We start from the raw sequence: 13,364 nt of genomic DNA on the forward strand, positions 1-13,364 counted from the left end.
ATACACAAACAGAGGTAGGATCAACAAACAGAGCCTATGCCGCCAATTTACCTTGACTGCAATGCATCAACGCCCATCGACCCTGCGGTTTTTGACGCCATGCGGCCCTGGCTCGTCAACGATTTTGGAAATTCGAGCAGTAGAACACACGAATTCGGCCTCAAGGCAAAGCGCGCGGTTGCGCTTGCGAGGAAGCAGATCGCCAGTGCCTTCGGAGTTGATCAAGAAGAAGTTGTATTCACTAGTGGCGCGACAGAAAGCAACAACCTTGCGATTCTCGGGCTGGCGAGTTGGGGCGAGCAGACTGGCCGCAAGCATCTCATCACTTCCGCGATGGAGCACAGTGCTGTTCTTGAGCCTATCGCTTGGCTTCGAGATAACGCCGGTTTTTCCGTCACGGAGCTTCCCGCTTCATCGGACGGCATCATAGACCCAGACGACCTTAGGCGGTCACTCCGGCCCGATACCGCTCTCGTATCCCTGATGCAGGTGAACAATGAGACGGGTGTGATCCAACCCCTCCGTGAACTCGCAATAGTACTTACAGATCACCCTGCATACTTCCACGTCGATGCTGCTCAAGGATTTGGCAAAGAATTCACAGAAATCTCGGCGAGAAGGATCGACCTTATCTCTTGCACCGGTCACAAGATCTATGGGCCTCAAGGCATTGGCGCACTCGTTGTAAAGCGCACTCACGAGCGGCCCATTCCTCTGAAACCTCTTACGTTTGGCGGTGGACACGAACGTGGACTCAGGCCAGGCACCCTTCCTACCCACCTGATTGTTGGATTCGGTAGTGCTGCATCCTTGGCTGTTGCCGACCACAAAGCCCGTGAGAGCAAGAATCGCAGTTTCCGGAAGCAATTGTTCGAGGGGCTCGACGGATTGCCTTTGACTACTCACGGAGCCCCAAATTTGGTAATTCCGCACGTAACGAACCTCAGCATCGATGGGGTCTCTTCTGAAGCAGCTATGGTAGCGCTTAGGCAGTACATCGCGATTTCAAATGGTTCAGCCTGCTCATCGGCGAAGTATGAGCCGAGCCACGTCTTGCGAGCCATGGGACTTTCTAATGAGCAATTGGATGGAGCAATGCGGTTTTCTTGGTGCCACCTCACACCTGAGGTTGATTGGCGCGCCGTTCGGGCACTACTTGCGGAATTTCTTTAGGGGTTCTTCTGGTTTGGGAAGGCCGGCTCCGCCCCATGACGCTTAAGCCGGCCCGAAAAATTAATCGCCAGCGGTAGCTTTCATCATTTTTCGATAGTTCTCGACGAGCACTGAAGCCTCATCGAGCATTGGCCGCAAATGCTGTTGCTGCGAAATCAAAGTCTCGCCTTTGAGCTCCTGCAGCGCTCGAACCAGCGCGCCGATCACGTCGATTGGAGACTGCGCTGTTTTGTGTTGCAGGTATTCAGACTCGACAAGTTTCATTGGCCGCGCACTATCCGGATCGTCAACGTCGAACTGCTCGGCAAAGCTGGTTCTTTTCTTGCCGTCGTACGTTCTCATCTGCTGCCAGAGCCGAATGTTTTCAGCTTTGTAGAAAACATTTTCATTGCCGTCTTCGTCATCCTTTGACGCCGCGCTACGTGGATGGGAGAAAGCCCACTGGAACAAAGCCTTCTCTGATTCAGGAGGCAGTCTCAGTGCATCTTTGCCGAACCTAAATTGCTCTTGAGGGTACTTGTTTTGCAAGATCAGCTCGAAATAGTAGTGGTCCGCATCTTCAAACGCCTCTCCTTCTGGCAGCTGTTCTTCGTACGCTCGCTTGAAGTGCGTGAACGCAGATGCAGCTTGAATGTTGCGACGCGTCTTCGTCTCGCCCAACGAAACCATCTTCGCCACTGCTGCAACGAGGTCCTGCTCAATCCTGAGACTGGGCTCGTCGCCGTATCGCTGCCTAAAAAGACGTTCGTATAAGGACAAGATGTAGAGATTAGTAGCGTATGGCTTCCATTGCTGCGCATGATTGATGTGCCGGACCCCCATCAGACGCGGAAGACGATCCAAGAGTTCTTCAGCCGATTTCGCCGCGACCGGATAGGCTTTGAGATTGTCTGTTGACGCAACAACACGTTCTAGTTGGTCGACCAGCTCGGTTTGGGCTTTGAGTTCTTCGCCAAATGAAGTTTTAGATTTTTTGATCTTATCCAGCTTCTTTCGCTCACGGTCGAGGCGTTCCCCACGAAGGCCCCGGAGAGCCACTGTCCGAGTATTGCCCTCCACCACGATGTAGTGTCCCTTCTGCTTCGGGTGCTCCCACACAATGATCGGATCGTATGGTACCCAACCCTGGGCTACGATTGAGTCCGAGAGAGCCGCGACTTCATAAACCTTCTGGACCTTCGCTTCTAGCTGGGCCTGCATGTCCGCAGAGAAGATCTCCTTCGGATCGTCGTAGCCCGGAGGAGTTTCAGGAGCAATTCTCGGGTTGTTAGGGTCAAGAAAGAGCTTCTCGAATGGAACCGTTATTGCGGCATAGAGTTCGGTATTGTTGTCCTCTGGTTGTTGTTCATGTGTCATGCGACGTCTCCAATTGAAGTTGCGAGTAACGATTTAAAATCAAAGCAGCGTGAGGCATCGCCGAGTAGAGACTCCACTCTGCAAAGAAGGCGATTCGGGAGCGTGGGAACCGTTAGTCGCACAAGCGCAGCCGCAAAGACTGCATATTGATCCGCAGGTGGAACTCGAAGGATCTCTTCCCGAAGCTGGCTCAAGAATTCGGCTAGCGAGTGAAATTGCTGCTCGGATAGGAGAAACGCCTCACTTCCCCCTAAAATCAGAGGGATTTTTACTGCACCGCGGTAGAGGGCTCGGTGCTCGACGTACTCTGCCTGAACTTGGGCTGCGTTATGACAGTCCGCAAAAAAATCAACGAGTTCCGGAGGTACAGTCGGACGGTAGGTGAAAGTTATGTATTTTAGCCAAGTGGTATGTCCATGTGGTTGGAGAGGGCGCCGCCCCCATCCTTCGGTGAATCCGGGGCCATGGATCTCGCGTTTGGCGAGGTAACATGCGGTCAGAAGTGCGACATACCTCATCCAATCACTGTCAGCTTGAAGATTTTTAACAAGCCCGTGCTTTACACCGTCACGCAACAAGAAATCTGACGGGTCTGAGACATCAGCGCCTATTGAGCAGAAGGTATTGAAAATTGATCGGAACGTTTCCGAATTAGAAGGCTCCTCCAAAAATGCTCCCCAGGTCGCGTCCTTGGAGAAATTTTCCAGTGCCCCATAGTAAGGGAGTCCAAAAAGCAAGAGCCGACAAGTATCCCCAACGCGTAGGTTGTGAACGTTGTTCAGGATCGCTTGGCAAGTTGCCGAATTTACATTGTGCTTCGTGAGCATGGCCAGAATTTCGGCATTTAACTCACGGTTCGCCCCATAGTCGATGTCGATGAGCTCTGGTCGGAGAAAATCATCAATCTCCTGATACAACCACCGATGATCGAAATGATAGGCAATCTGATCATTACGAGCTTGAACTACGTATGCGGACGTTTTCGACGGTGAATATCGCACGCAGCGGCCGGCTGCCTGCATTAGCCTAATGACACTGGATGTTGGATAAGTGATGATGACGGTATTTACCGAGGGATCATCGAAACCTTCGAGGAGAAGCTGCGCGGAGATGACAATAGCGCGCGGCTTGGTTGCGAATCGTGCAAGGAAATCCTCATTGTCGATTCCTAGAGAATTTCGAGCACCATGGATATAGCCCAGGTCGTCAAGATCCAACGGGTGGTCTGATTCATTCGCGAGCCTTACCCGCAAAGCTTCATAGAATTCCTCGACCCGGTCAACTCGCGGAGCCAACACAAGAACCTTGGTGAATTCTTGCGCGCTTCGCTCAACAACGTAGTCTGCCAAATCCTGAACCGCATCTCTAGACCAGTCAAAGTCGGTCACCGGAAAATCGAGAAATTTTGGTCGCAGGATCGCGCCACGTTCAGCAAGCTCGCGATAGGTAATCGTGTATGCAATTTCATCGATCCCAATCGGCAGGCCATCAGTGCGGTTCGGCGTAGCAGTCAGAAGTAGAACGGGGAATGATTTTTCGGATTCGAGGACGGACGCATATGACGCCGCCGCCGCGTGATGAGCCTCGTCAATGATGACCAATGCTGGCGCGGTAGCCGCCGGCTCAAGATGACTGCTCACCTCGGACAGCATGACGAAGTCTAATCGTTCTGCAAGCAAGGCGACGGCTCCGTCAGGTACCTGAGCGCCTGGCGACGTCAATAGTTTTTGCAACTCACGATGAGCCTGTGCTCTCAGATTTCGTCGGTGTGTGATCCATAGAACGCGGCCCCCGTTGGGCGAAGATTTCAGCACGAACAGGGCAATGCGAAGAGCTGTACGTGTTTTTCCGGCACCGGTTGGCAGAATTAGGCCAACCCGCGGAGCTGGTCTGGCACCTATGGCATCAAGGCAACGAGCAACAGCAATATCCTGAAAGCTCCAGTCCGGCGACTTTGGTTTGTTGACAGCCTTGGTTTCTTCTTGAGGCGGGCTGACCGGCACCGCGTTCGGTAACAACTCGTTGAGAACTGCTTGGGGGATCGCCAACCTGCCGGCGACTTCTTCCAAATTCACCCCCCCGAATTTCAGCAGATCAAGTGCGTCTGAACGCAGCCGAGTCGCAGCCTCCAAGGCCTTTACCTTGGTCCGAGGATCCTTGCTCAAACTATCAGCTGCCTGTTCGATCAAATCGAAGGTGCGTTCGTTTAGCCCGCGGCTCGGGTCTTCAGACAGCAGCGAGTGCAGTCTATTGGGATGGAGCGACATCTCCTCGCCTTTTTCCCGAAGCTCCGAATTTAGCATCTTTGCCAGCGCTGCCGTGCTCCCTGCTGCTAGGAACAGCTGGATCGTCTTTTCGATCAATAACTTGGCTCTCGAAGAATTAAGGCTAATCCTAGGCATACCTCCAATTGTATCCAGAAATGGAACGATTGTGCAATAATCCAAAATAATGGAACGAACTCGGCGGAGACCTTGGCGGCTGCTTTTCAACCGCGCAAGCAAACTAAGGGTGCTCTACTATTTGCGCCGTACTAGTCATGCCGCGAGGAGCACAGGCGCTCATGCGTTCGCGCTCGCAGAAATACGGGGAGATGTCGGAAATGGAAAGAGCGGCTAATGAAATACGACGTTAAGACGGCGGGGGAGCAACTCGCCTACTTCATCGAAGATCGGGTACTTGAGCGGTCCAGTTGGAATAGAGTCGCTGATTCTTTGCTCTGCACTGGTAGGAGCGATGAGTTGTGTGAGTTCTTCCATGAGCTTACCGTGGCGAACCTCACCTGCAAGATCGTGACAGCGGGACGCTCTCTCCTTGCAGAATCAGATGCGCGGCCAGCCCGCTCAACGGTTGACTTTAGCTTTGAAAAGGATTTTCATGACTATCTCCGCGACCGTTTGCACATTCGGTCCCCTCTGAGCGGTGAGCTTAAACGAAATGCGATTCGAGCGGTTGATAGCGCTCAACACGATGCCACGGCTAAAGAACGAAATGCTTTTAAGCGCTGGGCCGAGCGAGAACACCGTTCTTGCTATTTGTGTGGGTGCGCCCTTGATTTCACCGAACAAGACAAATATAAGAAATTTTCGCTGGACCATATCTGGCCTCAACGCTATGGAGGCGACAGTATTGAGGAAAATTGGTTGCCGGCATGCGGGTCTTGTAATAACCAGAAAAAAAGAGATTTCGCCAGTTGGGCGATGCCGGACATTCAATCACTTCTTCTGGGATTTGATCCTAGTGAGAATGAGTACACTTCGGTGAATGGAGGACATAAATTCGCTCTCCATCATTCGAAGGCAAAAGCCATTGCTATCCGGCGCAACATCAGTCTCAAACAAGCCTTTATGCTCCTTGGCCCATGGGAGAAGACGCCACGCCTAGTCGATGAATACGACGTGGGCGACTTCTTTAATCTTGCTATTCATCGACCCAATCTCGAACTGATCTGAGGACCATGTCATGCCGACTTTCACGATTCCCTGTATCACTGTCGATCAACGAAGCAATCAAACAAGCCCGCAATTCGCGATTTTTGCTGCGCCGGCCGGCGAGATTGTGCAGTGGGCCGCTATTCGGCGTCGTATCGAGACCAACGAAGGTACGCAGCGAGCGCTAAATCAATCCAAGCGAGCCGCAGTGAAGCGCTTCCTTGACAAAGATCCCAGAAATTCGATCCCTCCTGCGATTACCGTTACCTTGCGAGTAGAACCCCATCAAATCGCTGTTGTCGATACTTCTCACAATTTTGCCCTGATCACGCTAGAGCTGCCAGACAATGTTCAGGATCAAAACAAGCCAGGGTTGATTATTGACGGACAACATCGTCTGTTCGGCATCGATGCATACAGCCATGACTGTCTAGTTAATGTCGTAGCGCTGCTCAACGTGGACGATCTCGAAACAGCCTTCCAGTTCCTGGTCATCAACAATAAAGTGACTCCGGTACAGCCGGACCACATACGTACACTGGCTCTCGACTATCAGGAAGGCGATTTATCTCAACGGCTGAAAACAGCACGTTTGACCCTGCACTCTAACCTGCCTTATGTAGGAATCATGGATACGGATGAGAATAGTCCGTTTCGAGGAGTTCTCCGTCTCCTGGCGGCAGGAGAAGATCCTGAACAAAGATTTGTTCCACCGGCTGCGATCGAGAATGCAATCACGATCATTCAGAAAAAAGAAGTGCCAGAGCTCAAGTCTGAGGATGCACTTTGCGAATTCTTCTACGCAATCTGGGGCTCCCTCAAAGAGGAAGAGTGGGCAGAACTGTGGGAACCGAACTCCAAGCTCATGACAAAATCGGGCATCATGGCCATGACTTCGTTTGTTACCGACGCGTTGATAGCTCGCTACGACTATGCCGGAGATCTTGATGTCAGCGACCCGGTAAAGGTTCGAGAGCAGGTCAAGCTCATCCTGGACTATCAGACGGCGCAATTTTGGAAAAGCGAATGGACGATAAAGATTAGCGACGCTGTGGTTGTTCGTACAAAGATCGTTGAGTCGCTTACCAAGATCTATCGCAACATGCGTGCAGGCAATACCTGGAGTGAAGAAGTTGACTTAGTCTCATTGTAGTTTTCCTTCGATCAATTGATAACGGGAGAGCCGGCAGCGCCGCGCGTATCATTCACCTACTACTTGCGAGCCCACCGCCGCTTTCAAGCGGTCTGCCTAGTGGGTTCTCTATTAGTGTCAGAGAAATCGCAGGTTCCGAGTCATCGCACTGTTCGTGAACGATGTTCTTGAGCCACTGATGAGCAAATAATTGGAACAACAATGCATGGACGACTCTCAAATGCGTCTTGCCTATTTCCGATTGCTATCGAATCAATCCTCTGGGCGATGCCCAGCCGTGTACATATTGACGAATCTCTTCCACCCTGCTGTGGAGTATGGCGTCGCTCTTTCGCCCGTCGCGAATAGACACCACAGCCCCATTGGCAAGAAGGCGATCTACTAGGCCAAGTTGATCCCAAGTCTCACGGCCGTTGTGCCCTGGATTGAGCCACTGCGCATAGATGGAGAACCCTTCGGAAAAAATATAGTCCCACGTTCGTTCAAATGCTTCTTCGACGTATTGCACAGAGCACAGTACGATCCGACATTCGACATTTTCCAAAACCTTTTGCGCATAGCGCTTCTTCTCCTCGTTAGAGCCGCTAATTACAAACACTTCAAGGCTTCGAGGTGCGAGGACATCTGCGAGATTTCGATCTCTCTCCTCATTCGAGCCACTGATAAGCCGGATTTCCACGGCTCCAGCGGAAGAAATATCGAGCATGCGTGGCTTTTTGCCCGTGTTCACCGTTCTTCCGAACAGCGTGTTCCAGGTGGTTGACTTGCCAGCGTTTCGCTCTCCAATCACAGCCACAAACAAACGGTCGTTCATTGGGGGGACCTCGTTACACCTGGTCCTTGATTTTACCGATCAAATGGCCCTGAACTGGGGACATGCCCCCATAAAGCGATGGAAAGATTTTAGTGGAGCGGGAGGAGGTCTCCTGCCCGCGCTCCGAACGCTTGTGCGTTCTCCGCTTCCCACCTCCGCGGCCTGTTCCTGCCGCGACGCGACCCTAAAAGCGAAGCGGAAGTAGACCGAATTTCTTCTTTTATCAAGTGCCCCCGCTTCAGGCGGCTTTTTCGCAGAGGCGGTCGGAACCCGTCAAGGGTGTTCGCTGACGCTCCATGAACGGGCAGAGTTCGCCCGCCCTTCCATGAGAAGCCACTCCGATGTCAACTATTTTTTCTTTTTTGCTGGCAAGGAAAGTTCTCCGTGCGTTGCGTAGGTTCCGTCAGGGGCGCGTGTTTGTTGCGCGGCGAAGCGAACCCTTGACGGGTTCTGCGCAACGCACTACACAGATCACCCAGCAAAAAAGAAAAGCAGCCGCTGTAGCCTTACGTTGGTAGATTTCGCCCGCCAGCCTTCCATCCGCACTCTGAAATGGACCATGCGGTCCGGTGCACCTTGTCATACTGGCGAATGCTGCTACCTTGACTTCGGTCTACAGGAGGAGAGCTCCTCTCTGTGATGCCAGGGCGCGCCCGCAGTCATTCGTTTCCGGTTTCGACGATTTCGTACCTTACAAACAACGTTATGCAGAGACTGGTTCCAGAGCGCGTTGCTTGATCCTGCTGTTATACAGCGGATCATAGACCTCGCCTGTGACCCACAAGTGATGCAGAAGAACAGCGAGTTTGCGGGCAACGGCCACAACCGCACGACTTCTTGCTCCCCGGCCGCCTCGAGCGATCAAGCGTTCGCCCCATCGCCGCAGATCCGTGTCCGGACCGAACGGACCCAGGATGTACTGTGCGGACTGCACCAGCATTCGCCGCATGAATCCATCCCCCTCTTTGCTGATTCCCAATTGCGGATTGCTTTCCCCTGATTGGTAGCACCGAGGTCTAAGTCCAAAATATGCTCCCGCATTGCGGCTGTGAACCATACGACTGCTGCGTCCAATGGTCAGTACAAAACCGAGCGCGGTCAGCGGCCCCACGCCTCGAATCTGCTCTAAATGCTGGGTTGCCGGATAACTCGTCTCCGCGATTCTGGCAATCTTACGATCGTAGCGTTTGATCAAGTTCGTCAGGCTTTGGATCTGATCAAGAAGCGGATCGAGCGCCAGCAGCAAATCCGACGGTACCGCCGGCCTTGCACGATTGGCGAAGCTCACTGGGGAACAACTCGGCAATCTGGTTCCGGTGGGCTTCACCAAGCCGCGTGCACAGTTAATCAGTCTCGTCCGCGTGCGCACCAGCAAATCTCGTACCCGCAAAACCGCCAACATGCTCTGGTCTTCGTCGCTGCGATGCTCAACTGGACCGAGTAACTCGGGATCGACCCTCACCAGACGCGCCAGAGCGCACGCATCTACTCGATCACTCTTTTTGCTGCTCTTGTGGATCAGTCTCAGACGCACCGGATTTGCCACGACTACCTCGTGACCGAGTTCCCGCAACACACGACTGGCCCAGCGGGAATGAACTCCCACTTCCATGGCAATCAGAGATGATGTCAGCACCCCGAAGTGCTCGTTGAATGCGGCTGGCGTACTAACAACAGTTCCTTCCTCGACGACAACTCCGCCTTCACCCAATACGCAGTAATGGCTCTTCTTGTCTCCGAGGTCAATCCCTATCACTCTATTCATTCCGAACCTCCTGTGCGCAACAGCGCGATAATTGCAGCTTACGTTTTGTCTCCGTCCACGTGCGTATAAGCGTTCAGCAATAAGGAAGTAGCCCAATTTTCTTCTTCGTTCAAGTGCCCCCGCTTCATGCGGCGTTATGGCAGAGCCGGTCGGAACCCGTCAAGGCTCTGCGCTTCGCTCCGACCGCTCACGCGGCGCCTGCGGCGGCACTGACATAAGAAGCCATTATCCGAGTCCTTGATTCGTAACCGTTGGCGACGAGAATCTCACCGTGTCGCCGCAATCCAAGCTTCGGCTTCTCATGTCATCTTGACCGAACCCTCCTCGCCCCTGCCGAGCCGCAAGAGCCATGAAGCGGGGGCACTCAAACAAAGAAATTTGGTTTGAGGCAAATGCCCTCCTTCAGATTCCGCCCCACGCGGGCACAGAGGAGAGTACACACCATGCCTTACGCATCCAGCAGCACAGCCGCAACCACCGCGCCGCACAGGAAAAATGCGGCGCTCGGCAACCAGAGCGAATCGCGCTACCAGCAGCGCACCACACAGAAGGACAACCCCACGCAGCAACTCATCAAGCAGGCCGTGGATTTCTTACTCCAGCAGCTTGAGGCAGGCAAGAGCGAAACACTGACCGCTTACCTCACCGCAATGGCCCGGTTCCATTCCTATTCTTTCGGGAACATTCTCGCCATTGCACGGCAGCGCCCGACGGCGACCCGCGTCGCCGGATTTTCGACGTGGAAGGAGTTGGGCCGGTTCGTCAAGAAGGGCGAGAAAGGTATCCAGATTCTCGCCCCCATTGTCGGCCATCGGCGCAGGAAGAACGACCAGCAGCAGGAGACGGACGAGAAGCCGCGCCCGGTACTGATTGGCTTTCGTGCTGTGTACGTCTTCGATGTGGCACAGACCGAAGGAGCAGACCTGCCCGAGTTCGAGCACAACGTCACCGGCGATGTGGGCAGCCACCGGGATGGACTCATTGCCTTTCTGGAACAGCAGAATATCGCCCTTGAATACAACGAGAACATCGCGCCCGCGCTCGGCGTGAGCTACGGCGGAAAAATCGCCCTGCTACCCGGCCAGTCGAAGGCAGAGGAGTTCGTGACACTGGTTCATGAAGTCGCGCATGAGCTTCTGCATAAGACCGAACGCCGCACGATGACCACCGCCACGGTGCGGGAGACAGAGGCCGAGGCGGTGGCCTTCATCGTAGGACAGGCCATCGGCCTTGAAATGGGCCGTGCGTCGTCCGATTACATCCAGATGTACGCGGGCAATGCGGCACTACTGGCCGAAAGCCTTGAAGTCGTGCAGCGGGCCTCCGCTGTCATTCTCGGAGCCGTTCACGCGGAATCGTCCGGCAGCCAGGACGCGGCTTCCGAGGTGCAGGAACCCATCGCGGAGGTGGCCTGATGCAGACCATACTTCGCATCCTTGAGCGGGCCGGAGGCTACCGGCCCACGCTCTACCTCAAAATCGAGAATCCGCCTTACATGGCCTTGGTCATTGAGGCGACACCGGAGCCGGGACCGCAGGGACTTCCCGCCGTGTCCGTCGCGCACTACGGCGAGCAGAACGGCGACCTCATGCGCGACCCGGAGATGTGTTTCGAACTGGAGACAGCGAAAAGCCCGCGCCTGTCAGCCTTCTACTACCGCAACGACTACGCCGGTATGGAGCAATGGTCGCGTTTTCTCCGCGATGGGCAGTATGGCGTTCACACACTGCTCCACCGTGAACATGAACAATTTGCTGCGCTGTGGGACCACAATCTCAAGGCGCAAGGCTTTCTGGAAGCATTCACGGACAAGTCGATTCGCGGCTAGTCCGCTCCCACTGTGGAGCGGATACCGGTGAGTCCATCCGCTCCGTGTCTTTCACCTGCAACCGCTCGAAAGGAGCAGACCATCATGGAAACCCAAGTCATCAATGCCACCGAATACCGCAACGTCCCGCTGTTCCTATTGAATCCGTCGAGGACCAACCCGCGCCGCACCTTCGAGGATGCAGCGCTCAAGGAACTAGCCGAGAGCATTCGCGCCCAGGGCGTTCTATCGCCTCTGCTGGTGCGGCCTCTCACCGAGAATGGCTTCGAAATCGTCTTCGGCGAACGGCGTTACCGTGCCGCACAAATCGCCGGACAGGATACCGTACCCGTCCGCATCCGGCAGATGAGCGATGCCGAAGCACTGGAGGCGCAGCTTGTCGAGAACCTGATTCGCTCCGAAATTCACCCAATGGAAGAGGCGCAGGGCTTCCGCGCTCTGCTCGCACTGGAAGAGCCCAAATATAGCATCGAGCAAATCGCGGCGAAGGTGGGCAAGTCGCCCGGATTCGTGGCTTCGAGACTGAAACTGACTGACCTCACACCAGCCGCAGTCGAAGCCTTCTATGCCGGTGAAATCGGCGTAGGCCATGCCCTGTTACTGGCGAAGCTGCCTGCCGACCAGCAGAAACAAGCTCTCTCGGCATGTTTCAAAGAGGTTTACAACGGCAACAGCCAGAAGCCAGCCCGTATCCTGCTGCCTGTCCGCAACCTGCAATTCTGGATTGACGCGAACATCCTGCTCGTTTTGAAAGACGCGCCATTCAACAAACGCGATCCGCAACTCGTGCCGACGGCTGGAAGTTGCGCGGAGTGTCCCAAGCGTACCGGCCACAACAAGCTGCTGTTTGGCGATGACCTTGGCAAGCAAGGGGACCGCTGCACGGACCCCAGCTGCTATCAGGCCAAAGTACAGGCCCACGTGGCCGCGACTGTCGCCGCGAAGCCTGAACTGGTGCAAATCAGCACCGCCTACGGCGCACAGAAAGACGGCAGCAGTGTCCTGCCACGGAACAAGTACACTGCAATTCGGAACGACAAGCCGAAATCGAACGACGAAGCCAAGCGGCCCGAGTTCAAGGTGTGCAAGTTCGCCACCGAAGCCATCGTCACCGAAGGCAGCGATGTCGGCACCATTCATAAGGTCTGCACCAATCCCGCTTGTCCCATCCATCATCCGACACGGCAAACCAGCCGCGACGAGAAGTGGAAGGCCGAACAGGAGAAGCAGCGCCGGGAGCAAGCCATCGCAAATGCCACTGGCCTCCGCGTCCTGTCCGCTGTGGGCGATGCTGTACCCGTTCGATTGATGAAGCGTGACCTGCTCTTCATCCTTGAGAAGCTAACCAGTCTCATGGATGAAAACCGCCTTGCCATGCTGGCGCGGCAGCACGGCATCCGGCAGAAGCGGGACGAAGGAGGCATCGCAAAAACCCTTGGGGCCTTCATGCGCCGAGCCGACGAGGGAACGCTCTCCCGGCTTCTGGTGGAAACGGCCATCCTGCTAGCCGCATCACGGACCAATGTTGCAACAGTGCTTCGGGATGCCGCCAACACGTACAAGGTGGACACCGACGCCATCACGGCCAAGGTGAAGCAGGAGTTCGCCGCCAAAGAGAAGGGCAAGAAAGCCACACAGGGGAAAGCAAAGCCCGCGAAGAAAGCCGCCGCATAGATGCGGATTAGCACATTTGGACCTGCCTGCGGGCAGGTCCTTTCTTTGCCCGTCTTCCCGCCCTGGAATGTGCCGGCGCTACCTCGCCGGGCCATCCTCACCCACCCGACGGGCAGCAAAGACCCCGGCTCGCGATCCTCGCCTGATTTTCAATCGCGAGAACGCGTTTG

Annotated in this window: 10 protein-coding genes; 6 read left to right on the forward strand and 4 right to left on the reverse strand. The window is 54.7% G+C overall.

Going from position 1 to position 13,364, the window contains the following annotated elements; all coding sequences use genetic code 11:
* The first annotated feature begins 36 nt into the window (after window positions 1-36).
* Window positions 37-1,173, forward strand: a complete 1,137-nt coding sequence (dndA, locus tag ACP_RS15140; protein WP_015898230.1) for a cysteine desulfurase DndA — start codon at window positions 37-39, stop codon at window positions 1,171-1,173.
* Window positions 1,174-1,233: 60 nt separating this feature from the next.
* On the opposite strand, the gene ACP_RS15145 is transcribed toward dndA, so the two are convergent.
* Together ACP_RS15145 and ACP_RS15150 are read right to left on the reverse strand one after the other, a co-directional pair.
* A complete protein-coding gene (locus ACP_RS15145) occupies window positions 1,234-2,529 on the reverse strand; it encodes a hypothetical protein (protein ID WP_041839634.1) in 1,296 nt (431 codons plus the stop codon).
* On the reverse strand, window positions 2,526-4,892 hold the full coding sequence (locus tag ACP_RS15150; RefSeq protein WP_202944476.1) for a DEAD/DEAH box helicase: 2,367 nt from the start codon (window positions 4,890-4,892) through the stop codon (window positions 2,526-2,528). The genes ACP_RS15145 and ACP_RS15150 overlap by 4 nt, the downstream gene beginning before the upstream one ends.
* A gap of 255 nt (window positions 4,893-5,147) precedes the next feature.
* Here ACP_RS15150 and ACP_RS15155 point away from each other — a divergent pair, with 255 nt between their 5' ends.
* Both ACP_RS15155 and ACP_RS15160 read left to right on the forward strand, forming a co-directional pair.
* A complete protein-coding gene (locus tag ACP_RS15155; protein ID WP_041839635.1) occupies window positions 5,148-5,981 on the forward strand; it encodes an HNH endonuclease in 834 nt (277 codons plus the stop codon).
* A 10-nt stretch (window positions 5,982-5,991) separates the two neighbouring features.
* The gene (locus ACP_RS15160; RefSeq protein ID WP_015898234.1) at window positions 5,992-7,113 is read left to right on the forward strand and encodes a DGQHR domain-containing protein; all 1,122 of its coding nucleotides are present in this window, start codon (window positions 5,992-5,994) and stop codon (window positions 7,111-7,113) included.
* A 244-nt stretch (window positions 7,114-7,357) separates the two neighbouring features.
* Here the strand turns inward: ACP_RS15160 and ACP_RS15165 are convergent, their stop codons facing one another.
* On the reverse strand, window positions 7,358-7,927 hold the full coding sequence (locus ACP_RS15165; protein WP_015898235.1) for a GTPase: 570 nt from the start codon (window positions 7,925-7,927) through the stop codon (window positions 7,358-7,360).
* Window positions 7,928-8,630: 703 nt separating this feature from the next.
* Window positions 8,631-9,692 carry an IS110 family RNA-guided transposase gene (locus ACP_RS15170; RefSeq protein ID WP_015896448.1) on the reverse strand — a complete coding sequence of 354 codons (1,062 nt, stop codon included), beginning with the start codon at window positions 9,690-9,692 and terminating at the stop codon, window positions 8,631-8,633.
* A 443-nt stretch (window positions 9,693-10,135) separates the two neighbouring features.
* On the opposite strand from ACP_RS15170, the gene ACP_RS15175 reads away from it, so the two are divergent.
* The 3 genes from ACP_RS15175 (at window position 10,136) to ACP_RS15185 (ending at window position 13,194) form a co-directional block, all read left to right on the forward strand.
* Entirely contained in the window at window positions 10,136-11,107 is a 972-nt protein-coding gene (locus tag ACP_RS15175; RefSeq protein ID WP_015898236.1) for an ArdC family protein, read from the forward strand.
* Entirely contained in the window at window positions 11,107-11,520 is a 414-nt protein-coding gene (locus ACP_RS15180; RefSeq protein WP_015898237.1) for a DUF6908 domain-containing protein, read from the forward strand. The genes ACP_RS15175 and ACP_RS15180 overlap by 1 nt, the downstream gene beginning before the upstream one ends.
* Window positions 11,521-11,604: 84 nt before the next feature.
* Window positions 11,605-13,194, forward strand: coding sequence for a ParB/RepB/Spo0J family partition protein (locus tag ACP_RS15185; protein ID WP_015898238.1), 1,590 nt, complete (start codon window positions 11,605-11,607; stop codon window positions 13,192-13,194).
* The last annotated feature ends 170 nt before the right edge of the window (window positions 13,195-13,364 follow it).

Source organism: Acidobacterium capsulatum ATCC 51196 (assembly GCF_000022565.1).
GTDB classification, from domain to species: domain Bacteria; phylum Acidobacteriota; class Terriglobia; order Terriglobales; family Acidobacteriaceae; genus Acidobacterium; species Acidobacterium capsulatum.

What these genes read in the sequence shown, in the direction of transcription:
- dndA (WP_015898230.1), top strand. Translation starts at nt 37, where the DNA reads ATGCCGCCAATTTACCTTGACTGCAATGCATCAACGCCCATCGACCCT.
- ACP_RS15145 (WP_041839634.1), bottom strand. Translation starts at nt 2,529, where the DNA reads ATGACACATGAACAACAACCAGAGGACAACAATACCGAACTCTATGCC.
- ACP_RS15155 (WP_041839635.1), top strand. Translation starts at nt 5,148, where the DNA reads ATGAAATACGACGTTAAGACGGCGGGGGAGCAACTCGCCTACTTCATC.
- ACP_RS15160 (WP_015898234.1), top strand. Translation starts at nt 5,992, where the DNA reads ATGCCGACTTTCACGATTCCCTGTATCACTGTCGATCAACGAAGCAAT.
- ACP_RS15165 (WP_015898235.1), bottom strand. Translation starts at nt 7,927, where the DNA reads ATGAACGACCGTTTGTTTGTGGCTGTGATTGGAGAGCGAAACGCTGGC.
- ACP_RS15170 (WP_015896448.1), bottom strand. Translation starts at nt 9,692, where the DNA reads ATGAATAGAGTGATAGGGATTGACCTCGGAGACAAGAAGAGCCATTAC.
- ACP_RS15175 (WP_015898236.1), top strand. Translation starts at nt 10,136, where the DNA reads ATGCCTTACGCATCCAGCAGCACAGCCGCAACCACCGCGCCGCACAGG.
- ACP_RS15180 (WP_015898237.1), top strand. Translation starts at nt 11,107, where the DNA reads ATGCAGACCATACTTCGCATCCTTGAGCGGGCCGGAGGCTACCGGCCC.
- ACP_RS15185 (WP_015898238.1), top strand. Translation starts at nt 11,605, where the DNA reads ATGGAAACCCAAGTCATCAATGCCACCGAATACCGCAACGTCCCGCTG.